Annotated in this window: 24 protein-coding genes, 1 pseudogene and 1 riboswitch; of the genes and pseudogenes, 9 read left to right on the top strand and 16 right to left on the bottom strand. The window is 68.8% G+C overall.

Translation table 11 applies throughout. The features are described from left to right. Positions 1–2 precede the first annotated feature (2 nt). Both metX and ABD134_RS01420 read right to left on the bottom strand, forming a co-directional pair. Positions 3–1124 (bottom strand): homoserine O-acetyltransferase MetX, encoded by a 1122-nt coding sequence (gene metX, locus ABD134_RS01425; RefSeq protein WP_344226038.1) that lies wholly within the window; start codon positions 1122–1124, stop codon positions 3–5. Positions 1125–1140: 16 nt separating this feature from the next. Further along, on the bottom strand, positions 1141–2505 hold the full coding sequence (locus tag ABD134_RS01420) for an O-acetylhomoserine aminocarboxypropyltransferase/cysteine synthase family protein (protein ID WP_344226036.1): 1365 nt from the start codon (positions 2503–2505) through the stop codon (positions 1141–1143). A gap of 81 nt (positions 2506–2586) precedes the next feature. Beyond that, positions 2587–2701, bottom strand: a riboswitch (SAM riboswitch). 203 nt (positions 2702–2904) lie between these two features. On the opposite strand from ABD134_RS01420, the gene ABD134_RS01415 reads away from it, so the two are divergent. Further along, entirely contained in the window at positions 2905–3561 is a 657-nt protein-coding gene (locus tag ABD134_RS01415) for a VOC family protein (RefSeq protein ID WP_344226034.1), read from the top strand. Positions 3562–3654: 93 nt separating this feature from the next. On the opposite strand, the gene ABD134_RS01410 is transcribed toward ABD134_RS01415, so the two are convergent. Next, on the bottom strand, positions 3655–4566 hold the full coding sequence (locus ABD134_RS01410) for a CPBP family intramembrane glutamic endopeptidase (RefSeq protein WP_378108406.1): 912 nt from the start codon (positions 4564–4566) through the stop codon (positions 3655–3657). 90 nt (positions 4567–4656) lie between these two features. Between ABD134_RS01410 and ABD134_RS01405 the strand changes: the two genes are divergently transcribed. Further along, the gene (locus ABD134_RS01405; RefSeq protein ID WP_344226032.1) at positions 4657–5475 is read left to right on the top strand and encodes a hypothetical protein; all 819 of its coding nucleotides are present in this window, start codon (positions 4657–4659) and stop codon (positions 5473–5475) included. 13 nt (positions 5476–5488) lie between these two features. Here ABD134_RS01405 and ABD134_RS01400 read toward each other — a convergent pair whose 3' ends face one another. The 8 genes from ABD134_RS01400 to ABD134_RS01365 form a co-directional block, all read right to left on the bottom strand. Next, positions 5489–7540, bottom strand: a complete 2052-nt coding sequence (locus ABD134_RS01400) for a CocE/NonD family hydrolase (protein ID WP_344226030.1) — start codon at positions 7538–7540, stop codon at positions 5489–5491. Continuing rightward, complete coding sequence (locus tag ABD134_RS01395) at positions 7537–8856, bottom strand: ATP-grasp domain-containing protein (RefSeq protein WP_344226027.1); 1320 nt, start codon at positions 8854–8856, stop codon at positions 7537–7539. The genes ABD134_RS01400 and ABD134_RS01395 overlap by 4 nt, the downstream gene beginning before the upstream one ends. A 104-nt stretch (positions 8857–8960) precedes the next feature. Then, positions 8961–9908, bottom strand: coding sequence for a phosphotransferase (locus ABD134_RS01390; RefSeq protein WP_344226025.1), 948 nt, complete (start codon positions 9906–9908; stop codon positions 8961–8963). Positions 9909–10030: 122 nt separating this feature from the next. Beyond that, a complete protein-coding gene (gene gatB, locus ABD134_RS01385) occupies positions 10031–11545 on the bottom strand; it encodes an Asp-tRNA(Asn)/Glu-tRNA(Gln) amidotransferase subunit GatB (RefSeq protein WP_344226023.1) in 1515 nt (504 codons plus the stop codon). Next, positions 11545–13164 carry an Asp-tRNA(Asn)/Glu-tRNA(Gln) amidotransferase subunit GatA gene (gene gatA, locus ABD134_RS01380; RefSeq protein ID WP_344227599.1) on the bottom strand — a complete coding sequence of 540 codons (1620 nt, stop codon included), beginning with the start codon at positions 13162–13164 and terminating at the stop codon, positions 11545–11547. Before gatA ends, gatB begins: the two co-directional genes overlap by 1 nt. Before the next feature lie 14 nt (positions 13165–13178). After that, a complete protein-coding gene (gene gatC / locus ABD134_RS01375) occupies positions 13179–13475 on the bottom strand; it encodes an Asp-tRNA(Asn)/Glu-tRNA(Gln) amidotransferase subunit GatC (RefSeq protein ID WP_344226021.1) in 297 nt (98 codons plus the stop codon). A gap of 111 nt (positions 13476–13586) precedes the next feature. Further along, complete coding sequence (locus ABD134_RS01370) at positions 13587–14240, bottom strand: GNAT family N-acetyltransferase (RefSeq protein ID WP_344226019.1); 654 nt, start codon at positions 14238–14240, stop codon at positions 13587–13589. Further along, positions 14221–14766 (bottom strand): ribosomal maturation YjgA family protein, encoded by a 546-nt coding sequence (locus ABD134_RS01365; RefSeq protein WP_344226017.1) that lies wholly within the window; start codon positions 14764–14766, stop codon positions 14221–14223. Before ABD134_RS01365 ends, ABD134_RS01370 begins: the two co-directional genes overlap by 20 nt. Here ABD134_RS01365 and bla point away from each other — a divergent pair. From bla to ABD134_RS01350, 3 genes are read left to right on the top strand one after another with little or no spacing between them, the layout of a single operon-like run. After that, positions 14750–15637, top strand: a complete 888-nt coding sequence (gene bla / locus ABD134_RS01360; protein ID WP_344226015.1) for a class A beta-lactamase — start codon at positions 14750–14752, stop codon at positions 15635–15637. The genes ABD134_RS01365 and bla overlap by 17 nt on opposite strands. A gap of 22 nt (positions 15638–15659) precedes the next feature. After that, positions 15660–16553 carry a dihydrodipicolinate synthase family protein gene (locus ABD134_RS01355; RefSeq protein WP_344227598.1) on the top strand — a complete coding sequence of 298 codons (894 nt, stop codon included), beginning with the start codon at positions 15660–15662 and terminating at the stop codon, positions 16551–16553. Between the two features lie 50 nt (positions 16554–16603). Continuing rightward, complete coding sequence (locus ABD134_RS01350; RefSeq protein WP_344227597.1) at positions 16604–17569, top strand: GlxA family transcriptional regulator; 966 nt, start codon at positions 16604–16606, stop codon at positions 17567–17569. Positions 17570–17699: 130 nt separating this feature from the next. Here the strand turns inward: ABD134_RS01350 and ABD134_RS01345 are convergent, their stop codons facing one another. Further along, entirely contained in the window at positions 17700–18086 is a 387-nt protein-coding gene (locus ABD134_RS01345; protein ID WP_344226013.1) for an ArsR/SmtB family transcription factor, read from the bottom strand. Positions 18087–18166: 80 nt separating this feature from the next. Between ABD134_RS01345 and arsB the strand changes: the two genes are divergently transcribed. The 3 genes and pseudogenes from arsB to ABD134_RS01330 all read left to right on the top strand — a co-directional run bounded on the left by arsB (position 18167) and on the right by ABD134_RS01330 (position 20191). Continuing rightward, positions 18167–19285 (top strand): ACR3 family arsenite efflux transporter, encoded by a 1119-nt coding sequence (gene arsB / locus ABD134_RS01340; protein WP_344226010.1) that lies wholly within the window; start codon positions 18167–18169, stop codon positions 19283–19285. Positions 19286–19315: 30 nt separating this feature from the next. Continuing rightward, positions 19316–19720: pseudogene (locus tag ABD134_RS01335) on the top strand (arsenate-mycothiol transferase ArsC); the annotation flags it as partial. A 6-nt stretch (positions 19721–19726) separates the two neighbouring features. Further along, a complete protein-coding gene (locus ABD134_RS01330) occupies positions 19727–20191 on the top strand; it encodes an arsenate reductase ArsC (protein WP_378108486.1) in 465 nt (154 codons plus the stop codon). Here the strand turns inward: ABD134_RS01330 and ABD134_RS01325 are convergent. Next, entirely contained in the window at positions 20183–20704 is a 522-nt protein-coding gene (locus ABD134_RS01325) for a CGNR zinc finger domain-containing protein (RefSeq protein WP_344226008.1), read from the bottom strand. The genes ABD134_RS01330 and ABD134_RS01325 overlap by 9 nt on opposite strands. A gap of 25 nt (positions 20705–20729) precedes the next feature. Here ABD134_RS01325 and ABD134_RS01320 point away from each other — a divergent pair, with 25 nt between their 5' ends. Then, positions 20730–20960, top strand: coding sequence for a hypothetical protein (locus ABD134_RS01320; RefSeq protein WP_344226006.1), 231 nt, complete (start codon positions 20730–20732; stop codon positions 20958–20960). On the opposite strand, the gene ABD134_RS01315 is transcribed toward ABD134_RS01320, so the two are convergent. The 3 genes from ABD134_RS01315 to ligA are packed head-to-tail and all read right to left on the bottom strand — an operon-like array spanning position 20932 to position 24882. After that, entirely contained in the window at positions 20932–21396 is a 465-nt protein-coding gene (locus tag ABD134_RS01315; protein ID WP_344226004.1) for a glutaredoxin domain-containing protein, read from the bottom strand. The two genes, ABD134_RS01320 and ABD134_RS01315, sit on opposite strands and share 29 nt — an antisense overlap. Positions 21397–21400: 4 nt before the next feature. Then, complete coding sequence (locus ABD134_RS01310) at positions 21401–22312, bottom strand: inositol monophosphatase family protein (protein WP_344226002.1); 912 nt, start codon at positions 22310–22312, stop codon at positions 21401–21403. Continuing rightward, positions 22309–24882: an NAD-dependent DNA ligase LigA gene (gene ligA / locus ABD134_RS01305; protein ID WP_344226000.1), complete on the bottom strand. Its 2574-nt coding sequence runs from the start codon at positions 24880–24882 to the stop codon at positions 22309–22311. Before ligA ends, ABD134_RS01310 begins: the two co-directional genes overlap by 4 nt. Between the last annotated feature and the right edge of the window lie 13 nt (positions 24883–24895).

Genomic DNA, 24895 nt, shown 5'->3' with positions numbered 1-24895 from the left:
ACCTACAGCCCGAGGGCGCGCTTCATCTCCGCGGCCACCTGGTCCAGGTCCGTCAGGAACCCGTCATGCCCGATCGGCGAATCGATCATGTGGACCGGGACGTCACCGGGCAGCTGGCGGGCGAGCTCCTGTGACTGGCCCGGGAAGTACAGGCGGTCGGACTCGACGGCGGCTATGAAGGGCGCCACCCGGATGGAACCCAGCACCTCCGCTTCCGAGCCGCGGCCGCGGGAGACGTCGTGGCTCATCAGGGCCTCGGTCAGCACCAGGTAGCTGTTGGCATCGAAGCGCTTGACCAGCTTGGCTGCCTGGTAGTCCAGGTACGATTCGATCTGATAGCGCCCCTGCCGCCGGAGCGGCTCGCCGAACGGGTTCTCCTCGGGCTGCGCTGCGCGGCCGAAGCGGGAGACCATGTCCGGTTCGGACCGGTAGGTGATGTGCGCGATCTTGCGGGCGATGCCCAGGCCGCCGTCCGGCGTCGGGCCCGGGTAGTAGTCTCCGCCGCGGAAGTTCGGGTCCAGGGTGATGGACTGCACCTGTGCCTGGGCGAACGCGATCTGCTCGGCGGTCGAGTGCGCGCCGCAGGCGATGACGGCCATACCGGCCACACGGTCGGGGTAGGCAGCGGCCCACTCCAGGGCGCGGGCGCCTCCCATGGAGCCGCCGATCACCGCCTGGAAGCGCTCGATGCCCAGCGCGTCGGCCAGCCGCGCCTCGGCATGGACGGAATCGCGGATGGTGGTGAACGGGAAGCGGGAGCCCCAGGGGGCGCCCTCCGGGTCCAGCGAGGACGGTCCGGTACTCCCGTAACAACCGCCGAGGATGTTCGGGGCGATCACGAACCAGGTGTTGGTGTCGATGGCGCAACCGGGGCCGACGACGCCCTCCCACCAGCCCTCCTCCGGATCACCGGAGGAGGCGGCCACGTGCGTGGACCCGGTCAGGGCATGCAGCACCAGCACGGCGTTCGACTTCTCGGCGTTGAGCCTGCCCCAGGTCTCGTAGGCGATCTCCGCCTCCGGCAGGTGCCCACCGGTCTCGAAGTCCAGGGCGCCGATGCGCTGGGTGTGCGGGCCACCCTCGGGCAGGTCCGTGGCGGTCGGCTGGGGGGTGGTGGTGGTCATGCGAATATCTCCGGACCTAGGCGCTCACGTCGGCCGCGGCAAAGCCGTTGTCAAGATCGGCCAAGATGTCCTCGATGCTCTCCACGCCCACAGACAGGCGGACCAGGCCGGGGGTCACGCCGGCGGCACGCTGCTCCTCCTCGGTGAGTTGGGAGTGCGTGGTGGACGCCGGGTGGATGACGAGTGAGCGGACGTCACCGATGTTGGCCACGTGGTGGTGCAGGCGCAGTGCGTCCACGAACCGGGCCCCGGCCTCGCGACCGCCGGCGATCTCAAAGGAGACGAAGCCCGCCGGGCCCTGCGGCAGATAGTGCTTGGCGCGCTCGTGCCACGGGCTCGAGGCCAGACCCGGGTAGATGACGGTCTCGGCGAGGGCGTGCCCATCCAGGTACTCGGCCACCTGGCGGGCGTTCGCCACGTGACGCTCCATACGTAGGGACAACGTCTCGAGCCCCAGGTTGAGGAGGAAGGCGCTGAAGGGGCTGATCGCGCTGCCGTAGTCGCGCAGCAACTGGACCCGCGCCTTGAGCACGAAGGCCAGATTGGCGCCGAGGATGCCGTCCACCCCGAGGTCACGGGCGAAGACGATCCCGTTGTAGCTCTCATCCGGGGTGTTGAAGCCGGGGAAGCGCTCCGGCTGGGCGGCGAAGTCGAAGGTGCCGCCGTCCACGATCACACCGCCCATGGCCGCGGCATGGCCGCCGAGGTACTTGGTGGCGGAGTGGACCACGATGTCCGCCCCGTGCTCGATCGGGCGCAGCAGGTACGGGGTGGCCAGGGTGTTGTCCACGATCAGCGGCACCCCTGCCTCGTGGGCCACGTCGGCGACGGCGCGGATGTCCAGCACGTCCCCGCGGGGGTTGCCGAGGGTCTCGCCGAACAGGGCCTTGGTGTTGTCCTGGATGGCGTTCTTCCACGCAGCCGGGCTGTCCGGGTCCTGCACGAAGGTGGTGCTGATGCCGATCTTGGCCAACGTGTGCTTGAACAGGTTCTGCGTGCCGCCGTACAGCGAGGCCGATACGACGACGTGGTCCCCCGCACCCGCGAGGTTGAGGATGGAGAAGGTGGTGGCGGCCTGACCCGAGGCCAGCAGCAGGGCCCCGACTCCGCCCTCCAGGGCGGCGATCTTGCCCTCCACGGCCTCCTGGGTGGGGTTGCCGATGCGGGAATAGATCGGGCCGAGGTCCTTCAGTGCGAAGCGGTCCGCGGCGACCTCGGCAGAGGGGAAGTCGAACGAGTTCGACTGGATGATCGGCAACACGGTGGCGCCGTAGGGGTTCTCCTCCGGGATCCCGGCATGGACCTGGCGGGTCTCGAAGCCCCACTGGGCCGGATCGGCGGCGGCTTCGGTGTTCGGGGTGCTGTTGGGGGTGTCAGTCATGTGACGGCTCCTGTCAGTTCAGGGCCACCTGCGTGGTGCCGGCGGGCACGGACATCGTCCAGCAACCCGACGCGGCGTGGTGGCCCGCGCTTGCCGGTGCCGGTTGGCACCTGCCTGGTCCTCACCCGGGGCACCCCACCGCGAGCTGGAGGGTTGCCGGCCAGCAAGCCGGGGCTTGATGCTGGCACTCATGACCTTCCTCAAGTCTGCCAGATCGGCTCCGGGGTTTCATCCCCGACCACCCTGGAACGTCGCATTGCGCCTCACAGCGGGGCCCGGGTGGCCACCACCTTGACGGACGCCGGCACCCGGCACCAGGCGGCAGTCAGACCTGTGACTTCGGCCACATTTCAAGTGAGGTTAACCTAACCGGTCCGTGACTGAAGAAAGTGCGACGATATGGGCATGATGCGCCTGGATCACGTCTCGTACGCCGTTGGACCCGAAGAAGGACTCGCCGCCACGGTGGATCGCCTCGCCGAAACGCTCGGCATCGAGCGCGTCAAGGGCGGTGTCCATCCCCGCTTCGGCACGCGCAACGCGATCTTCCCGCTACGCAACCGCCAGTACCTCGAGGTGGTCGAGGTCCTGGACCACCCCTCCTCCGAGAAGGCCCCGTTCGGCCAGGCCGTCCGCGCCCGCTCCGAGATGGGCGGCGGCTGGATGGGCTGGTGTGTCACCGTGGACGACCTCGCGCCGTTCGAGGAGCGCCTGGAGCGCCAGTCCGTGCCCGGCAACCGGAAGTTCCCGGACGGCCGCGAACTCACGTGGCGCCAGATCGGCATCAAGGGCCTCATCGCCGACCCACAGGTCCCATACCTCCTGCGCTGGGATGAGGGCACCGAGGAACTGCACCCCTCGCAGGCCCACACACCTCAGGCTGAGCTGTCCTCCATCACGATCGCCGGCTCCCGCGATCGGGTCCGCGGCTGGTTGGGCCTGGACGATCCGGAGGAGAAGGTCGAGGACCTCAACGTGGTCTTCGAATCACCCTCCGGCACCCCCGGAATCCTCGAGGTCACCTTCGAGACCCCCAAGGGCACCATCACCCTGTAGTTCTGTCACGTTCAGTTGAGTTGGGGTGGGAGTCTTCGTCGAACACCCACCCCAAGTCGACTGAGAGTCGGGATCAGGTGCCGGAGCCGAGCCTCAGGTGCCGAACAGGCCCGCCGCCGCCAGCAACGGGTAGGCCATGAATCCCGCGGCATCCAGGAGGAAGTGCGCGATCACCAGCGGCATCACCCGCCGGTACCTCAGGTAGACCGCGCCGAACACCAGCCCCATGAGCAGATTGCCGATTCCCGGGCCCACCCCCTGGTAGAGGTGATAGGCCCCTCGTAGGACGGCGCAGGCCACCAGCACGGTGACGGGATGCAAGGGCACGACGGCGCCGCTCCCCCACACTCGTAGCCCGCCCTCACTGCCGGGCCGGCTCGGATCAAGCCCCGCTCGCAGCTGCTGCACGTAGCCGAGGCGGTCGAAGAGCCACGCCACGACGATGACCTCCTCCAGCAACCCGTGCCGCAGGGCGGAGAACAGCAGCACCGGGGTGCTCCACCAGTACTCGTTCAGCGCGCTGCCGACGATGGCCGTGGTGACGCCGGTGGCCCGTCCGGCCGCGTAGACCGCCAAAGTTCCGAGGCCGATCGCCAGGAACAGCCCGACGCCGAGGCCCACATCCCGGCCCGGGCGGCGGAAGTCCAGGCCGAAGGTGCGGAGCGGGTTGCGTCCCCGGATCCATACCAGGTGCAGTACCAGCAGCACCGGGACCAGTGCGAAACCGATATCCAGCAGCTGGTACGTCAGGTCGAAGTACTGCCGATCGTCCAGCGCCGGGTTCAGCGTGGTGGTCTGCCCGGACAGAGGCGCCTGCGTCCATTTGTCGATGAGTTTGACGATCGCGTAGACCGCCGACTTCCCGAGGGACAGGGCCAGCACTATGGCGATCTCCCAGCGGACCATCCGGGCGGAGGGCACCGCCAGGGAGTCGAACCCCTCTGCCGACGCCGGCCGGGTCGACGGATTCGGGACGTTCGGAGACGACGAAGCGGGGGAGGTCACGGCCCCAGTGTAGGAGTGCCCGGCTCCCCTGGCCTTCTGATCCTCTCGTCCTACCCAGGTCTGAGCCGGCCGCCGCGCTACCGTGGATTCATGGCCTCCGCACCGACTCCCGACGACGTCGCCGCCGCCTGCACCGCGACCGCCAGGCCCTTGGCCTCCGCCCTCGCCACTGATGACGGACTCGCTCGCCGGCTCGCCGAGGCGGACTGGCCTGCCGGCGTTGTCGACGAGGGCGGTCAGTTCCACCGAGTGCTCGTGCTGCCCGGTGTGGGCGCCGTGCGGATCCCCCGCACCCCCGAGGCCGCGGCGCACCTCAGCGACCATATGGCCACCCTGAAGATCCTCGGCACGACGGCGGCGCTCCCCTTCGCCGTGCCCGTGCCGCTGACCGAGGTGGTCGGAGAAGCAGACGGGCTGCCGGCTGGGATGGCCGCCGTGGTGCAGGAGTATCTCCCGGGCGAGGCGCATCCATCACACACCGGCGAGGTGCGGTGGCAGCGTGCACCCGTCGGAAACCGCGAAGGTGACGGAACCGACGGAGACGGCGGTGATCGCTGGGCCCTGACCGGGATCCTGGACTGGGACCTGGCCGCCGTGTGGGATCCGGCCCTGAACCCTGCCTACCTGGCGCTGTGGCACGGCGAGGACAAGCTGGAGGCGATCGCCCGGGACGCCGATGAGGCGCTGCGGGGACGGGTGTGGCTGGGATGGATGGCCTTGGAGACGATCTACGATGCCTCCCTGCGTGAGGGCTCGACGAGCGACACCCCGCCGGCGAACTGGCCCAAGTTGTTGCGCAAGGTGCTTCCCCGCGTTGAGCGAGCCACCGAGGCTCTGTGCCGGTGGCAGGCCGAGCACGCGCCGGCAACCAGCCCGCGCAGTCGGCGGATCGGCATCAGCCCGGGGTAGGCCGGCACGCCGACTACACGAGGTCCCGCGGGATGCGGCGGTGCCAGCTCTGCGAGTAGACGCGGGGGTCGCCGCGCTGGGGGTCCAGTTCATAGGCATCGAGTTCGGCGTCGATGATGAACTCGGTGGGTGTGGAGGTCAGCACCGTGCTGGTGGTGACCTCGGCGCCCCAGTCCTGACGCTCGACCCGGCGCACAGTCCGGGTCTCGCCGCGCACAGAGTTCACGTCGTTCCAGCGGAAGCTGTACCACTCCTCGGTTCCGCGCCGGATGTGGCTCCCGGTGTCCTCGATACGGAAGGCCCCCTGGTCATTGGCGATCTCCAGGGAGGAGACGTTCGTCGCCAGGTCGCGGGTGACCCGCCAGTGGTGCCTGCCCGGCTGGGTCTGGGTGATCTCCAACGGGGCGGCGGCCTCGGGCTCGCCGAACTCGCGCAGCCGAGAGTCCTCCGGCCGGCGGGCACGCTGCGGGACAGTGAGACTGCTGACCCCAGTGGTCAGGGAGACCGTGGCCGCTTCCGGGGACGGCCAGGCGAGCGGCCAGTAGGACGTCGAGATGGACAACCGGAGCCGGTGTCCGGCCGGGAAGGACTGGGCGATACCGTTCAGCGGCACCGTGACCCGGTACTTCTTCCCCGGCTCCAGGGGGCTCGGGTCCTCGCTGCCGTCCCGGTGCGTGAGGTTGAGCAATCCGTAGGTCACCCGAGTGGCCTCCCCGTCCAGGTTCACATCGGACAGCCGCACGGCCAGCATGGCGACCGGCCGATCCGCGGAGACCTCCAGATGGCACTCGGGCAGGCCGAAGATCTCCAGGTCCTCGGTGAGCGGACGCGATTCGAAGAAGATGGCACCGCCGTCTTCCTCCCGCTGGTCGAAGGGCAGGTCGGGCACGGCGGCGTAGGATGCCCACTTGCCGGCGAACATGCCCACGCTCAGGGGCGACTTCATCGAGATCTCTGCGTCCGACTCGCCATGCTGGTCGGTTCCACTGCCGGTCTCCTCGAGGTGGTGGCCCCGCAGGGTGAACTCGCGGTCCTCGATCCCCGGGGCCGGCCACTGGTCCTCGGCGACCCAGCGGCCCGGTCGGTCCTCGTAGGAAGAGGCCGGTGAGACGCTGTCCTGCATCCACGCCCGGAGCATGGGCTCGTCCATCACCCCGGTGTCCCGGTCCTTGAGCCAGTGGTCCCACCACCGCACGACCTCCTGCAGGAAACCGATGGCCGGGCCCGGCACGCCGAGGTGCGGATACTTGTGACCCCACGGTCCGATCAGGCCCTTCCGCGGGACGTCCAGATTCTCCATCAGCCGGAACACGGCGTTGGTGTAGCCGTCCGCCCAACCGCCGACCGCCATCACCGGACACTGCACCTGGCTGTAGTCCTCACAGACCGAGGCCGTCTTCCAGTAGTCGTCCCGCCGCTGATGCTCGAGCCAGGTCTCCAGCCACAATCCGCTTCCGGCCAGTCGCTCGTGCCACATGTCCCGCCACCGCTCGCCCACGATCTGCGGATCGGGCGGAAGGCTGTTGAAGGCGAACATCACGGTGGCCTCGGAGAGGTTGTCACCCAGCAGGCACCCGCCCATGTAGTGCATGTTGTCCACGTAGATGTCATCCGTGGCCGAGGCGCTGATGATGGCCTTGAGCGCCGGAGGCTGGCGGGCCGCCAGCTGCAGGCTGTTGAACCCGCCCCAGGAGATGCCCATCATGCCCACCTTGCCGTCACACCACGGCTGCTCGGCCAGCCAGGCGATGACATCTTCGGCATCCTCGTGCTCTTGGGCGCGGTACTCGTCCACCATGACGCCGTCCGAGTCGCCACTGCCGCGCAGGTCCACTCGGGCGCAGACGTAGCCGTGACCGGCCATATACGGATGGTTCAGCTCGTCCCGGCCGCGGCTGCTGTCCCGTTTCCGGTACGGGATGTACTCCAGGATGGCGGGCACGGGCTTCTGCTCCGCGTCGACGGGCATCCAGATCCGGGCGGCCAGCCGGGCCCCGTCCCGCATCGGGATGAACACGTTCTCGATGACCCTCGTCTCCTGCGGGAACTCGGTGATGGTCTTCATCGTCCTCCGTTCTCGTCATCATCGTCAGGCTCTGCACTGGCGTACTCGAACGGCAGCTCCTGGACGATCCGCTCGTGGAATCGGCCGAGCTCCTCATGGCTGGATGCGCCGAGGTAGAACTTGCCGACGATGTACCGGTAGCTGTCCTGGCCGGCCAGGTCGGAGAGCCGGTCGCCCTCGTGCGCCATCAGCGTGAGGACCGTTCCGGGATGCCGTTCCGCCAGCGCCTTCTTGTCCTCTTCGTCGGGCACCCGGGTCACCACTGCATCCTCATCGTGGAAGACCATGCACTGGGCGGCCACGGCGTACTCGCCCTGCCGGTGAGGCATCCGTGGTTCGCGGCCCAGGGCGATGTCGATCGCGACCTCATGGTTCGAGGCACCGTCCACCTTGGCGAACAGGTCGCTGTGAGACTGCGAGATCCGGGTGTTGACCTCGATGATCCACAGCCGGTCCGCCTCCTCGTCCCACATGAACTCGGAATTGAAGCAGCCGTTGTCGAAACCGACGTGCTTCATGTACCGCTCGGTGGCGTCGATCATCCTCTGCTGCACCTCCTCCGGCACGCTGCTGGCCGGGTAGTCCAGCCGATCGAAGCTGGTGCCATCGCTGTCCTTGTGCATGTCCAGCACTCCGTGGATGCGGACAGTACCCCGGAACACCGTGCCCTCGGGTGCGGCCTGGGTGCCCTGGACGAACTGCTCGGCCAGACAGGTGTTGCCTCCCCACTGCTGCAGCTCCGGCGGGAGGTCCACCATGGACAGGGCCGCATCAAAGGCATCACCGATCTCCTCGATGTGCTCGCGGATCTCCGCCAAGGCCTCGTGGAAACCCGCCTCGTCCTTGACCTTGAAGCCGAGGTTGGAGGAGTGTGCCTTGACCGGTTTGACCCAGAACGGGAAGTCCAGGTCGATCGAGTCGAGCGCGTGGTCGTCGAATGGGTCGAATGCGGCGAAGCCGGGCACGCACTCCGGAATGCTGGCCCGCTGCACCAGGCGGCTCCAGTACTTGTGCTCGCATTTGAGCACGCTCTCCAGGGACGGCGACGGCAATCCCCGCTCTGCGGCCAGGATCGGGGTCATCACGCTGACCGGGAAATCCCAGTGGGCGATGATCGCATCCACCGTCCCGTCGAAGGCATCCAGCTGGCGCCGGGCGGCCGCCAGCAACTCCTCGAAATCAATCTCCGCGGTCTCCACCAGGCGCTCGTAGTCCAGCACGTTGTGGAAGGCGTAGTTCTCAGCCCCGGAGACGGTCTCCAGCTCGTGCCGCTGGACCTCGGTCAAGCCCAGGACGTGGATGTTCTTCTGTTCCATCGCGCGCAACCTCTCGTCGGCGAACGGCTCTGCTCGAACCTGCTGCCACCGTAAGCACGGCCGTGGGTCGAACACAATGTGGGACCAGACGGGCGCTTCGGGCCTCAGGCCAACAGGTCCCGCCCCAACGGGCGCAACGCCTCCCCCGGGGACTGAGCCGCGAAGATGAGCGCGTAGTTCACCGCCCAGCCCTGCGCCCTGGCCCACAGGGCAGGGTCCGGAACCCGGCCGGCGTCGTAGGCGGTGACGAAGGCGCCCCGGCCGGTAGGTGAGAAATGCAACAGGGCCGAGCCCAGATCCGAGGCCGGATCCCCGGCACACAGGTCACCGAAATCCACGAGCACCGGGGAACCGGGCATGGGTCCCGGCCCGGGCCCGACGCCGGGCAGCACCGTGTTGTTCGGGTGCGGATCCCCGTGGAGCCAGACGCGAGGACCGGAGAACGGCACCGCGTCCACCGCCCGCCTCCAGACCTCGGCGAGCTGGTCCCGGCGTTCCCGGCCGAGATCGCCGACCAAGGCCTCCCACCGCTGGGCGAATCGGTCCTCGATGTCCGCCAGGCCAACCCCGCGGAAGGCGCTGGCCGGAGCATCCGTCGGTGCCGGTTGATGCAGCCCACGCAGGATGGCGGCCAGGCTGGGGGCGTAGGCATCCCGGACCTCGAGGGGCACGTGGACCGCCGGTGTCCCGTCCACCCATGGCACCACCGCCCAGCGGAACGGGTAGCCGGCGCGGGGCAATCCGGTCCGCGCCGGCGTCGGGATGGCAGGATTGGCGGGGTGGGCTCGGCCTGCGGTGCCGGACGGCGGGTTGGCCAGCTGGGACGCCAGCCGCGGCAGCCAGGCGACCTCCCGGTCGAGCAGCGCCTCGGCCCGGGCATGCCGGGGCAGGCGGAGGGCGAGGCGGCCCCCGAGCCGGACCATGGTGTTGTCCCAGCCGCGGACCGGCTCCCCCAGCGGCAGGTGCGCGAGGTCGGGGTGCTGTTCGTTCAGCAGGGCACGGACCAGCGCCGGGGCGATGACCGGCTCACCGTCACGCAACTCCCACGGCATGCTGCCCCTCTCAGGGGTGCTGATCTCTGGGCAACTGGCGGTCGAAAACGCCCCACAATTTCCCGGTTTCGGGGCAATTATGGGGCGTTCTCGACCTGCAGATACAGAGGTTGACGGGTGTTCTACTCTCTGACGCCCAACTGCTCCATCACGATCTCGCGGACCCGGGCGGCGTCCGCCTGGCCACGGGTGGCCTTCATGACCGGGCCGATCAGGGCGCCGATAGCCTGCAGCTTGCCCGCCCTGATCTTGTCCACGACGCCCGGATTCTCGGCGATGGCGGCCTCGACCGCGGCGTTCAGCGCACCGTCGTCCGAGACCACGGCGAGCGAGCGGGCCTCGACGATGGCACGCGGGGCGCCCTCGCCGTCGGCGACGAAACCGAGGACCTGCTTGGCCAGCTTGTCATTGATGGTCTTCTCGGCGATCAACGCCTCGACCTCGACCACGTCCGCCGGGGTGACCCCGAGCTCGGCGATGTCCTTCTCGGCGAGGTTGGCCAGGCGGGCGATCTCGCCCATCCACCATTTGCGGGCGGCAGAGGCACTGGCGCCGGCCTCGATGGTCGCGGCGATCTCATCCAGCACGCCGGCATTGACCACATCCCGGAACTCCTCGTCCGAGTAGCCCCAGTCCGCCTTCAGACGCTTGCGGCGCTCGGCCGGCGGCTCGGGCAGCTCGGCGCGCAGGCGCTCAATCCACTCCGTGGTCGTGTGGATCGGCACGAGGTCCGGCTCCGGGAAGTAGCGGTAGTCATCCGCGTCCGACTTGGGACGGCCGGAGGTGGTGGTGCGGGTGCCCTCCTGCCAGTGGCGGGTCTCCTGCGTGATGGATCCGCCGGCGGACAGGACGGCGGCCTGGCGCTGGATCTCGAACGTCACCGCATGGGCCACGGCCCGGGTGGAGTTGACGTTCTTCGTCTCGGTGCGGGTGCCGAACACGGTGGAGCCCTTCGGCATCAGGGACACGTTGGCGTCGCAGCGGACGTTGCCGCGTTCCATCCGCGCGTCCGAAATCCCGAGGTTCTTGACGATGTCCCGGATCTGGGTGACATAGGCCTTGGCCAGTTCGGCGGCACGCTCACCGGCACCGGTGATCGGCTTGGTGACGATCTCCACCAGCGGCACACCGGCGCGGTTGTAGTCCACCAGCGAGGAGGCGGCGTCCTGGATCCGGCCCGAGGCCCCACCCTGGTGGGTCAGCTTGCCGGCGTCCTCCTCCATGTGAGCCCGCTCGATCTCCACTCGGAAGACCGTGCCGTCCTCGAGCTCGACATCCAGCCAGCCGTCATGGGCGATCGGATCGTCGTACTGAGAGGTCTGGAAGTTCTTCGGGGTGTCCGGGTAGAAGTAGTTCTTCCGGGCAAAGCCGCAGACCTCCGCGATCTGGCAGTTCAGCGCCAGGCCGAGCTTGATGGAGTACTCCACCGCGGTCCCGTTGACCACCGGCAGCACGCCCGGAAGGCCGAGGTCCACCGGGGTCACGTTGGTGTTCGGTTCGTCTCCGAAGCCGTTGGGCGCCGAGGAGAACATCTTGGTCCTGGTGTTGAGCTCCACATGGACCTCGAAGCCGAGTACGGGATCGTACTGGGCCATGGCCTCCTCGAACGCGAGCACCTCGTCGGTGACGGCGGCCATCAGTTCTCTCCTCCTGCGGTTGCGGTAGCGGGGGCGTTTCCAACGCCGGCCGGTGCGGCCGTATTCGCGGTGGCCAGTTCCGGGGCCTGGGCCCAGAACGGGGTGCCCCAGGCCTCCTCGAGGCGGGACTCGAGGGCGGCGGCGGCGCGGTACATGATGGCGTCGCCCCGGGCGGGGGCCAGGAACTGGATGCCCACGGGCAGGCCCTCGGACAGTCCGGCCGGCACCGAGATGCCGGGGATGCCGGCCAGGTTGGCGGGGATGGTGGCGATGTCGTTGTTGTACATCGCCACCGGGTCGTCCAGCTTCTCACCCAGCGGGAAGGCGGTGACGGGCGAAGTCGGCGAGATCAGCACGTCCACCTGCTCGAACGCGGCGGCGAAGTCGCGCTGGATCAGGGTGCGGACTTTCTGGGCCGAGCCGTAGTAGGCGTCGTAGTAGCCCGCCGAGAGCGCGTAGGTGCCCAGGATGATGCGGCGCTTGACCTCGTCGCCGAAGCCGGCCGCACGGGTGGCACCCATGACCTGTTCGATGGTGCCGCCTCCATCCGGGACCACGCGGTTGCCGAACCGGACGCCATCGAACTTGGCGAGGTTGGAGGAGACCTCCGAGGGCATGATCAGGTAGTAGGCGCCCAGGGCGTAGCCGAGGTGCGGGCAGGAGACCTCGGAGACCTCTGCCCCGGCGTCCTTGAGCACCTGTACCGACTCCTGGAAGCGGGCCAGCACCCCCTCCTGGAACCCTTCGCCCTCAAGCTCGGCGATGATGCCGATGCGCAGGCCGGCGAGTTCGCCGTTGCGGGCGGCCTCGAGCAGTCCGTCCATGGGCTCGGGCAGCGAGGTGGAGTCCTTCGGGTCATGACCGCCGATGAGCTCCTGCAGGGCGGCGGCGTCGGAGACAGTACGGGTCACCGGGCCCACTTGGTCCAGGGAGGAGGCCATGGCGATGACGCCATAGCGGGACACCGCGCCGTAGGTGGGCTTGGCGCCCACGGTGCCGGTGACGGCGCCGGGCTGGCGGATCGAGCCGCCGGTGTCAGTGCCGAGAGCCAGGGGGGCCATGAAGGCCGCCACCGCGGCGGCGGAGCCACCCCCGGAGCCGCCGGGGATCCGGTCCAGGTCCCAGGGGTTGCGGGTGTCACCGAACGCGGAGTGCTCGGTGGACGAACCCATGGCGAACTCGTCCAGGTTGGTCTTGCCGAGGATGGGCAGGCGGGCCGCGCGGATCTTCTCCACCACAGTGGCGTCATAGGGGCTCATCCAGCCCTCGAGCATCTTGGAGGCGGCGGTGGTCGGCTGGCCGACGGTGACGATGAGGTCCTTCACCGCGATGGGGACGCCGGCCAGCGGGTGCAGGTCTTGGGCCGCGGTGCCGCCGGCGGCACGGATGGCGTCCACCTCGGCGGCCACGGCGAGCGCCTCCTCGGTGTTGACGTGCAGGAAGGCGTGCACGCCTCGGCTTGCGGCAGTACCTGGGCCATCAGCCGGGCCATCCACCTCGGCAATGCGGTCCAGGTGGGCCTGGGTGAGTTCCACCGAGGTGATCTCGCCGGCACGCAGCCGCTCGGCCATCTGCAACGCGGTCAGCTTGATGAGGTCCTTCGGGGACAGTTCAGTCACATCAGTCACGCCGATCACTCCCCGTCCAGGATCGCCGGGACCTTGAACTGGCCATCCTCGGCGTCCGGTGCCATGGCGAGTGCCTGCTCCTGGGTGAGCATGCCCGAGGGCACGTCCTCGCGGAACACGTTGCGCAGCGGGATCGGGTGGGACGTGCGCGGCACGTCCTGGCCGGCGACTTCGCTGACCGAGGCGATGGCATCCATGATGAAGGCGAGCTCTCCGGACATCTTGTCCAGTTCGTTCTCGTCCATCCGGATGTGGGCCAGTCGCGCCAAATGGGCGACGTCCTCACGGGTGATGGCGGACATGAATCTCCTGTGGTTTCCACATGTGGTGGTCTGACGTGTCTGGTGTGCCAGAGACCGGTTCGGTCACCCAGTCTAGTGCGGAGTACTGCCGCGCTGGGTTCGGCGCCGGGTTCAGACCGAGCGCCGGTAGACCCAGTACAGGGGGTCCTCGCCCGACGTCGGCATCTGGCCGATGTCCGAGAGTCGCCAATCCCGTTCGGGCACCCGGACGAATCCCTCCGATTCGTAGAGCCGGTGCGCCCCGGTCATGGTCTCCATGGTGGTCAGCACGACGGCGGCGACCCCCTCCAACTGTTCGGCGCGATCGATGGCGGCGCGGACCAGGGCCCGGGCCACCCCGCGGCGCTGCACGCGCGGGTCCACGGCGAGCATCCGGAACTCCAGTTCGCCCTCACGGGCGGTCTCGGACATCGGCATTCCCGGCAGGGTCAGGACCACCGAACCGGCGATGATGCTTCCCGCCGCTCCGGGATCCGGCGGACCGGCCAGCGCAGTCGTTTCCACCTCTCCGACGAGGACGCGTGCCTGACGTGCCCGGGTGGCCACGTCCTGGAGGTTCGCGATGTACTCGTCCTCAGGGTCGATATGACCGCCGTCGATGTAGGAGGTCACCGTGAGGTGCGCGATCTCCTCATGGTCCTCCGCCCGGGCGTCACGTACCGTGACGCCCGGCACGCGTGAGGCCGGCTGTGGCCACCCGGCGGCTCGGATGGCCGGGTGCAGGTCTTCGGTGGGGTCGGCGTTCTCAAGGCGTTCGTGCGGCACGGCTGAATCCTACGCCGAGCAGACGGTCGGCGGCGTAGGCGAGGGAGATCCCGACGGCGTAGGCCATCAGGTCCGCGACACCGAACGTGGTGCCCAAGACCAACCGGAGGGGCGGCCACAGCGCACCGAGGCCAGCCGAGAGGCCGGTGAGCTGGAGCAGCTCGACCGCCAGGCACCCCGCCAGTGCCAGTCCGGCCACGAGGGCCCGGGGCCGGGCCGGCAGCACCAGGGCGATCAGCAGGTGGATCAGCACGGCATACAGGGCGTCGCCGGCCGGTCCCGTCCAGGCCGCCGTGCTGAGGGTGCGGATGCCCAGCCCGAGGGCGATGGTCAGGGGGACTGCGACACCGAGGAGCCGGCGCCTGGCATGGGTGGGGACGGCCCTACTCGGCTCTGAAATGACGGCCCCCTTCCCGGAGGTGGTCGGGCTTTGGTTGAGTGTAGACGGCTTGTGGGCGGACAGCGCGCCGGTCCTCGCGGCTGCGCAGAGGCGTGATAGTCCTGAACCGATGCGCGAATCACTCATTCTCCCGATCCTTCTGGCCCCTCTGCTGTTCACGGGGTGCAGCCCTGTTGCGGACGCCGAGCCCGCGGCCTCCAATGCCTCGTCCACGGCTCGAGCCTTGGCCCATCTCGAGGACCGATTCTCCGGCCGGGTGGGTGTCTACGCCGTGGACACCGGGACGGGCGAAGAGGTCCAGTACCGCGCGGACGAGCGTTTCGGTTATGCCTCGACGCACAAGGTGTTCTCGGCTGCCGCCGTGCTCGCCCAGAGTGAGCCGCCGGACCTGGACCAGCGGATCCACTACTCCGCCGAGGACCTGGTGGTGAACTCGCCGATCGCCGAACAGCACGTGGAGACGGGTATGACCCTGGATCAGGTCATCGGGGCAGCCATCAGTCACAGCGACAACACTGCCGGAAACCTGCTCTTCGATGCGCTCGGTGGCCCGGAGGACCTGCAGGACGCTGTGGCCCGCAGCGGTGACAAGATCACTTCCGTGGACCGGGTGGAGCCGGAGCTGAACGAGTGGGCCCCCGGGGAGACCCGGGACACCACGACGCCGCGCCAGGCCGCCGAGAATCTCCGCGGGTACGCCCTGGGGGACACCCTCGAACCGTGGGCGCAAGACGAGTTGCTGGCGTCCATGCGGGCCTCCGAGAACAGCGAGGGGCTCATCCGGGCCGCCGTGGCGGAGGACGACTCCTGGACGGTGGCCAACAAGAGCGGGGCAGGGCTGGGCCACGGCACCCGCAACGACCTCGCCGTCATCGAGCGGGCGGAGGGGACGCCCCTCGTGGTGGCCGTCTACACCAATCTCGATGACCCGGAGGGGCAGTTCCAGGACGACTTCGTGGCCGAGGCCGCCACCGTGGCCGTCGAGGAGCTGACCTGAGATGCCGACCTGGAACCCGGCGATGTTCACCGGCCTGAGTGCTTTTCCCCTCACGCCCCTCCACCACGACGCACTGGATGAGCCAGCCTTCATCGGACTGGTGGAGCGTCTGGTGGCCGCCGGCGTCGATTCCATCACCGCTCTCGGCTCCACGGGGTCGTACGCGTACCTGGACCGGGACGAGCGCGCCCGGGTGGCCCGCGCCGCCGTCGCGCATGCCGGGGATGTGCCCGTCTTCGTGGGCATCGGTGCCACCCGGACCTCGCAGGTCCTCGCCCATGCCGAGGCGGCACAGGAGGCTGGCGCCGCAGGACTGCTGCTGGCGCCGGTGAGCTACCAGCCGCTGACCGAGGATGACGTATTCGAATTGTTCCGGGCGGTGACGAGCCATTCGTCCGTGCCGGTGGTCGTCTACGACAACCCGCGCACTACGCGCTTCACCTTCACCACCGAGCTATACGCTCGGATCGCCGCACTGCAGGGGATCGCGTCCATCAAGGTCCCGGGTGTGCCCGCTGATCCGGAGGCCGCCCGAGCGCACGTCCAGCAGATCCGCGCTGTTCTTCCGCCTGAGGTGACCATTGGCGTCTCCGGGGATGCCCACGCGGCAGACGGCCTGCTCGCAGGCTGCGACGCCTGGTACTCGGTCATCGCCGGGACCCTGCCCGAGGCGGCCTTGAGGATCGTCCGGGCCGCCCAGAGCTCCCCAGCGCAGGCACGGGCGGAGTCCGAGCGCCTTGCTCCGCTCTGGGACCTCTTCGCCCGGCACGGCGGGGGCATCCGGGTGATGGCCGCCGTGGCGGAGCAGCTGGGTCTGGCGCAGGAGTCCAGCCTGCCGCTGCCCCTGCTGGGTCTGACGGAGGACCATCGAGCCGAGGTGGCGCGGGTGATCGCGGGGCTCGACGTGGAGCAGTAGACACCGCAGCCGTCAGGCGTTGGCGACCGCCTGGGTCTCGCGGCCCTGAACTGCCGACGAACCGAGGTCACTCTTCGCCAGGACTGTGCCTGCCTCCACGGATCACGCTCTTCCACCTCGCGGCTCCCCTGCTGGTCTTCGGCGAGGTCCGGCGTCAGGGTCTGGCCGAAGAGTGGCAGACCACGATCTTCAGCGACGACGGCGCACCGGTCCGCAGTGCCGAAGGCGTGCTCCTGGACGATCTGGCTGGACCCGAGGTCGTGGCGACGGCAGACCTCCTCGTCCTGCCGTCGTGGCCGGCGGACCTGCCGCCCGTGCCCGACTCCCTCGTCACCCTGGTGCGAGGGGCACACGAGCAGGGCGCCGCCGTGGCCGGCCTCTGCCTGGGCGCCTTCCCGGTGGCGGCCAGTGGTGTCCTGGGTGAGCGAGTGATCGTGACCCACTGGGGCAGCAGCGACGCGCTCGCCCGCGCCTACCCGGCTGTGCCAGTCCAGAACTCCGCCCTGTATATCGACCACGGGGACGTCCTGACCTCCGCCGGGACGGCATCCGCCTTGGATGCCTGCCTGCACATCGTGCGCACGCGGCTGGGCTCAGCGGCCGCGGCCCAGGTCGCCCGGCACCTGGTCATCGCCCCGCACCGGGAAGGCGACCAGGCTCAGTACATTGATCGGCCGCTGCCCGAGCACGAGGGCGCCGGTCCGGTGGCCGAAGCCATGGACTGGGCCCTGGCACATCTGGATGAGCACCTTGACGTGGGGAGAATGGCTGAACGCGCCCATATGAGCACGCGCAATTTCGCCCGCCGCTTCCGGGAGGTCACCGGAACCAGTCCCGCCAAGTGGCTACTGTCCCGCCGCCTGGATGACGCTCGGCGCCTGCTGGAGACCACCGAGTGGAGCATCAGCCGGATTGCCGCCTCCTGCGGATTCGGCAGCGCCGTCACCTTCCGACAGAACTTCACGGCCGTCTTCTCCACCACGCCGACCTCCTACCGGCGCAGGTTCACGGCCTAGTCACGTGCGTCCTCAGGTTGCGGGTGCTCATCGTGGCGATCGCAGCGACGAGCGTGACGGCGGCCTCAGACTGGGGCATCACCTCGGTCGTGAGCCCGCGGAGCAGGTCCGCCTTGGGGAAGCGGACCGGTCAGCCGATCTCGAGCAGGCCGCGCAGGGTGGCGAACGACTCCGGCACCACCGTGTAGTGCGCCCACTTGCCGCGCTGCTCCCGGGCGAGCAGGCCGGCGTCGACGAGCTTCTTCATGTGGTGGCTGACGGTGGACTGGCTGATGCCCAGGTCCTCGGTGAGGTCACACGCGCACACCGCCTCGCACCCCTGCGCCGCCACGTGGGACAACAGGCGCAGTCGCATGGGGTCGGCCAGGGCCTTGAACATGCCCGCTGAGCTCCGCGCCTCATCGGCACCAATCGGACCGACTCCCAGGGAGCAGCACTCGGATATACCGGAGGCTGCGCGGTGGCCGTGGGTGATGCCCACGGCATCAAGGGAGGTCTGGGTAGCTGTCGGAACCATCACCCGATCTTACATTGACGCGCATCGATATGACCAGTAGTGTTCCCATCGATGGTTATCGATACGAGAGATGGGCCTGCATGAGCACCGCCACCGCCCCCGCCCTGCAGCAACCGGTGATGAAGGAGATGTCCTTCCTCGACCGTTGGCTGCCGGCCTGGATCCTGTTGGCTATGGTCGTCGGGCTGGCCCTGGGCCGGTTGATCCCCGGCCTGAACACTGCCCTGGAAGCGGTGAAGATCGGCGAGGTGTCCCTCCCGATCGCCATCGGCCTGCTGGTGATGATGTACCCGGTGCTGGCCAAGGTCCGCTATGACGAGACCCACCGCGTCGCCGGAGACAAGCGGCTTATGATCACTTCCTTGGCCCTGAACTGGATCGTCGGTCCGGCCCTGATGTTCACTCTGGCCTGGATGCTGCTGCCCGACCTGCCGGAGTACCGCACCGGGCTGATCATCGTCGGCCTGGCGCGCTGCATCGCGATGGTCTTCATTTGGAACGACCTGGCCTGCGGGGACCGGGAGGCCGCCGCGGTTCTGGTGGCCATCAACTCCGTCTTCCAGGTCTTCGCCTTCGGCGCCCTGGGCTGGTTCTACCTCCAGGTGCTTCCGTCCTGGCTGGGGTTGCCGACCACGTCGGCCGACTTCTCCGTCTGGTCGATCGTGCTCAGCGTCCTGATATTCCTGGGTATTCCCCTGTTGGCAGGGTTCCTCACGCGTCACTTCGGCGAGAAGGCCAAGGGTCGGGACTGGTACGAGAACCGCTTTCTGCCCCGCATCGGCCCGTGGGCCCTCTATGGACTGCTGTTCACCATCGTGCTGCTGTTCGCCCTGCAGGGCGAGGCCATCACCACCAACCCATGGGACGTCGCCCGGATCGCCCTGCCGTTGCTGGCCTACTTCGTGTTCATGTTCGGCATCAGCCTCATCGCGTCCAAGGCCGTCGGGCTGAACTACGCCAAGTCCACCACCGTGGCCTTCACTGCCGCCGGCAACAATTTCGAGCTGGCCATCGCCGTGGCCATCGGCACCTTCGGCGTCACGTCCGGCCAGGCCCTGGCCGGCGTCGTGGGACCCCTGATCGAGGTGCCGGTACTGGTGGGACTCGTCTATGTGTCCCTGTGGGCCGGCCGCAAGCTGTTCCCCGGCGACCCCACCGCCCCCGCCCTCGCTGAGACCGCCTCCGCGGCACGAGCCTGAACCGTCTTGCCCGACAGGAGGCCTGTAGAGATGACCACCGAGCCACGATCCTCATCCCGTCCGTCCGTGCTGTTCGTCTGTGCCAAGAACGGAGGCAAGTCACAGATGGCGGCAGCCTTGATGGAACACCACGCCGCCGGCGCCGTTGAGGTCCACTCCGCCGGCACCAGCCCGGGAGAGACGATCAACGCGCTTTCGGCCGAGGTCATCGCCGAAGGCGGGGCCGACATGTCCGCCGGGCGCCCCAAGCCCATCGACCCGGACCTGCTGGCACGCGTGGACCGGGTGGTCGTTCTGGGCGGTGAGGCCCACGTCGAGCCGGTCGACGGAATGACCGGCACCATCGAGACCTGGCACACCGACGAGCCCTCCGCCCGTGGCATCGAAGGGACGGAACGCATGCGCCTGGTCCGAGACGACGTCGACGCCCGCGTCAGGGCACTGCTCGCCGAACTCACCGGCACCACCGAGGACACGACCGACCGACCGGCGGTCCTCTTCGTCTGCGTGCACAACGCCGGCCGCTCCCAGATGGCGGCTGCCTACCTGTCCCACCTGGCCGAGGGCCGGATCGAGGTCCGCTCTGCTGGCTCGGCACCGGCCGATTCGGTCAATCCGGCAGCCGTGGAGGCAATGGCCGAGGAAGGCATCGACATCAGCGCGAACCAACCCAAGGTGCTGTCCGAGCAGGCCGTGAAGGACTCGGACGTGGTCATCACCATGGGGTGCGGAGACGCCTGTCCGTTTTTCCCCGGCAAGCGCTATGAGGACTGGAAGCTCGAAGACCCGGCCGGCCAGGGCCTCGAGGGCGTGCGTCCCATCCGCGATGACATTAAGGCCCGAATCCAGCAGCTCATCACCGAGTTGCTGCCCCACCAACCCTTTGGCCCCCTCCCGTCACCGTGACGAACGGGCCCGGTGCCGACGGACGGCGGCCCGGTTCGCACACCGCACTGAGCAGTACCGCTGGCGGCCGTTGCGGGTGACGTCCACTACGACGTTGCGGCAGGGCTCGCCGGCACAACGTCCCAGCCGGTGCATCCCCCGCGTAGCCAGGTGCAACGAGGTCCCGACGCTGATGACAGCACGCAGGACGAAGGGCATCGAGTCGTTCTCGTCCCGGTAGTGCAGGTGCCAGCCCTCGCCGTCGTGATCGGTCAGGCGTGGGTAGGCCGCGGCCGCCGCCATCTGCTCGTTCAGCAACTGGGCACGCTCACCGTCCTCCGGCGCATCGACGACGCGCAACCAGTCCTCCACCACCGCCCCGGTCCCCGAATGGTCGTCCCGTCCGGGCGGGAAGACCATGGTCATCCCGAAGGCACGGGTCCGATCCTCGATGCCCTGGCGGTCATCAGGCCACTCGTTGGCCAGGGAGGCCGCGAGCAGAACCGCATATTCACCGTAAGGGTTGAGGTGCATAACGCCATTACATCACGATGGTTGCATGACCTCACCTCACACGTTGCCACTGCCCCTCCAGGAAGACCTGACCACCCGGCACGAGCATGGGTGGCGCGTGGAATCGCGGCATCTGACGTCCGATGGACTGGTGCTCTATGTGCGTTGCGCGGGCTGCGGAGCCCTCCGGGTCGATGCCCAGGGCCACCAGGGCCTGCCGCCCACGGCGTTGAGCCACGAGGTCGGAGTCAGTCCGCCGGCGTGGCCCGCCGGATGATGGCCTTCGCGCGGTCAAACGTCTCCGCATCCTTCGCCACGAAGTGCCCGTCGGCCGTCACCACCGTGGGCACGGTCTCATTGCCCTGGTGGTAGAGGCGGACGCGGGCGGCGGCCTCAGTCTCGTCCCAGATGTTCACCCAGTACGGGATGTCCCGTCCGTCGGAGCCGAGCTCGCGGATGAGCCGAGCGCAGAACTGACAGCCTGGCCGCCAGAAGACCACCACACCGCCGTTGGCCAAGTGCTCATCGATCCCAGAAACTGGACGGGACTGAACCTGCGTGGTGGAGACGAAGCGCAGCGCGAAGAACAGCAGGACGGCCGCGGCCACATAGTTCAGTGGTCCCCGCCCGATGAGGCCCCAGTAGGCGAACAACGCTCCCACCAGCAGCATGAGGGCGGGCAGGAGCCAGGGCTTGGAGAACAACTGACGCATGGACTCAGACTCCTGCGGGCGGCATCGGCAACAACCGCTGTGCCCGTGGGCCCGACTGGCCAGCCGGCTCCGACGGGTCCGACGGGTCCAGCACCCCGGCCACCGTCCAGTCCGGGTGGTGGGTACCGTCCCCGGAGGCAGGTCGCCGTACCGGCACCCCGGCCTCCTCGGCGATCAGGGCCCCGGCGGCCCAGTCGTGTTCCTGGATGCCGAACTCGGCGTAGGCGTCGAGCGTGCCGTCGGCGACCATGCACAGGTCCAGGGCCGCCGCCCCGATGCGCCGCACGTCCCCGAAGTGGGGCATGAGCGCCGTCAGAGCCCCGAGTTGGAAGTCGCGGCGCTCCCCCGCGTAGGCGAAGCCCGTGGCCAGCAGTCGGCCGGAACGGCCCACGAGGGGCCCGTTCAGGCGCACCGGCTCCCCAGAGGCCGGCGGGAGCTCCGCCTGGGGGATCCCAGGAGTGTCCACGGTGGAGAAGGCCCCTCCACCGGCGGAGGCATACCAGGTGCGGCCCAGGGCGGGCGCGACGACGGCCCCGGCCAACCAGCGCGTCTCGCCTGCCGCCGCCGGCCCCTCCACCGCCACGGAGGTGCAGAACTGGGCGATCCCCCGGATGAAGTTCGTGGTGCCATCCAACGGGTCGATGGACCAGCGGTAACCTGAGGGGTGCTCCGGCTCGGTGTGGCCGTACTCCTCACCGGAGATCGCGTCGTTCGGGCGGTAGGCGGTGATGACCTCACGCACCGCCTGCTCCGCGCGGCGGTCGTAGTCCGTGACCCAGTCCGAGCTCGAGGACTTGGTGACCGCGCCGAGTTCGGCTCGCGTGGCCGGCGTCGGACCCAGCGGGCGTTCGGCGAGCACAGCCGCGCCTGCGCGGGCCGCGGCCCGGGCGACGGCCAGCAGTCCCTGGGCGCTCATACGGTCTCCTCGGTGGTTGCGAACTCAGTGTCGGTCTCAGCGTCCGTGCCGGCGTCAGTCTCTTCAGGGCCGTCAGGGTCCGGCGGCCCCTCGGCCAGCAGCGTCCGGAACCCCTCCTCGTCCAGCACCGTGACACCGAGGGACTCCGCCTTGTCCAGCTTGGACCCGGCATTCTCCCCGGCGACAAGGTAGTCGGTCTTCTTGGAGACAGACCCCGAGGCCTTGCCCCCACGGACGATGATCGCCTCCTTCGCGGAATCCCGGCTGAAGGTCTCCAGCGACCCGGTCACCACGATCGTCAACCCCTCCAGGGTGCGTGGGGTGTCCTCGTCCTGTTCGTCCTCCATCACGACGCCGGCCGCGTGCCAGCGCGCGACAATCTCCCGGTGCCACGGTTCGGCAAACCAGTCGATGACCGCCTCGGCGATGATCGGCCCGACACCGTCGACGTCCGCGAGCCGCTGTTGTGCCGCGGCACGGCGCTCGTCCGCTGCCGGTGCTTCCGTCCCGTCGTGCCCCGCGGACCCTTCCGTTGCCAGCGCCTGGATCGCCTGCAGGGAGCCGAACGCAGTGGCCAGGGAGCGGGCCGCCGTCGGGCCCACGTGCCGGATCGAGAGCGCGACAAGCACCCGCCACAGCGGTTGGGCCTTCGCCTTGTGCAGTTCCTGGAAGAGCCGGCGGGTGTTCGCGGTCGGCTCCGAGGGCTTCTTGGCGGTGCCCTGCGTCCAGAAGTACGGCTTGAGTTCCCATTCTCCCGAGGGCACGGTCTTGCCTGTCTCAGGATCCTTCTTCCGCTTCTCCCGCCAGACCATGACCTCGGCCAATCGACGCTGGGCGTCCGTCAAACCGTCCTCGCCGACCGCGGATACCGGGTGTTCCGGGGGCAGGTTGTCCGCCAGGTCGAAGAGCTCGGCGTCCTCCGTGATGACGCCCGGCCCCTCGGGACGCACGTGCTGATTGCTCTGCGCCGGATCCGGCCCCGGGCCGTTGGTCAGCCAGAGGGCGGCCTCCTCGCCGAGCGCCTCGATATCGAAGGCCCCGCGGGAGGCGGCGTGCTCGATGCGGCCGGTGAGCTGGGCCGGGCAGGAGCGGGCATTGGGGCAGCGCAGGTCCACATCCCCTTCCTTGGCCGGCGCGAGGGTGGTGCCGCAGGACGGGCACTCGGTGGGCATGACGAACTCGCGCAGCTGGTCCTCTCCGACCGATCCGGTCCCCTCCACCTGAGTCTTGCCCTCACGCAGGGGCAGCACCGGACCGACGATCTCCGGGATAACGTCCCCGGCCTTGCGCAACACCACCGTGTCCCCGATGAGCACGGCCTTGGCCTTGACGACGTCCTGGTTGTGCAAGGTTGCCATCGAGACGGTGGAGCCGGCCACGAGGACGGGCTCCATGACGGCATACGGGGTCACGCGGCCGGTGCGTCCCACGTTGACCCTGATGTCCAGCAGCCTCGTGTGGACCTCTTCCGGCGGGTACTTGTAGGCCGCCGACCAGCGGGGCACGCGCGAGGTGTGGCCCAGGGCCCGCTGCAATGCGAAGGAGTCGACCTTGATGACGATGCCGTCGATCTCATGGACGAGGTCATGGCGCTGATTGCCGTTGTCCTCGATGAACCCCAGGATTCCACCGTCACTGCCGCTGCCCTTGCCGCCATCCCCCTTCTCGCCCTCTCCCTCGAGAGAGTCCACGATCTTCGTGTACGGACTGGTGGGCAGGCCCCAGGAGGCCAGGAGGTCATAGGTGGCGTGCTGGGACTCGGCTTCGAGGCCGGTGTGGGCGCCGATGCCGTGCACGAACATGCTCAGGGGCCGCTTGGCCGTCTCCGCGGGATCCTTCTGCCGCAGGGAGCCTGCCGCGGAGTTGCGGGGGTTCGCGAAGGGTGCCAGGCCATCACGCACCCGCTGCTCGTTGAACGTACGGAAATCCGCGCTGGGCATGAAGATCTCCCCGCGGACCTCCACCTCGGACGGCCAGCCGGATCCGGCGAGCTGCTGCGGGATGTCCTTGATGGTCATGACGTTGTGCGTGACGTCCTCACCGGTGGTGCCGTCCCCCCGGGTGGCGGCCCGGACGAGTTTGCCGTCCCGGTAGAGCAGGTTCACGGCGAGCCCGTCGATCTTGACCTCGACGAGCCAGCGGACACCCTGTGCTGCGGCGCCGGGCGCGATCTTCTCGATCGAGGCGGAGGTCTTCGCGTACCAGGCGCGCAGCTCCTCAATGGAGAACAGGTCGTCCAGTGAGTACATGCGGGCCAGATGGGTCACCGGGGCGAAGGCGGCGGAGGCCTCCCCTCCGACCTCCTGGGTGGGCGAGTCGTTGGAGACGATCTCCGGATGCAGTGCCTCCAGGTCCTCCAGCCGACGGAAGAGCGCGTCATACTCGGCGTCCGAGACCAGCGGGGCGTCGTTCTGGTAGTACGCCGTACGGTGCTTGCGGACCTCGTCCACGAGGTGCTCGTACTGCTCGCGCAGGGATTCCGGCGGGATGTCCCCCGCTTCGGGCTGGACGGCGGAATCGACCTGTGGATCGACGCTCGGATCCGTGATGTTCTTCTGCTCGCTGCTCACCGGTCCAGCCTAG

It is taken from the genome of Citricoccus alkalitolerans (assembly GCF_039528175.1).
Classification (GTDB): domain Bacteria; phylum Actinomycetota; class Actinomycetes; order Actinomycetales; family Micrococcaceae; genus Citricoccus; species Citricoccus alkalitolerans.
Note: the sequence above shows the minus strand (reverse complement) of the source record. Positions and strands in the feature narration are given on the sequence as shown.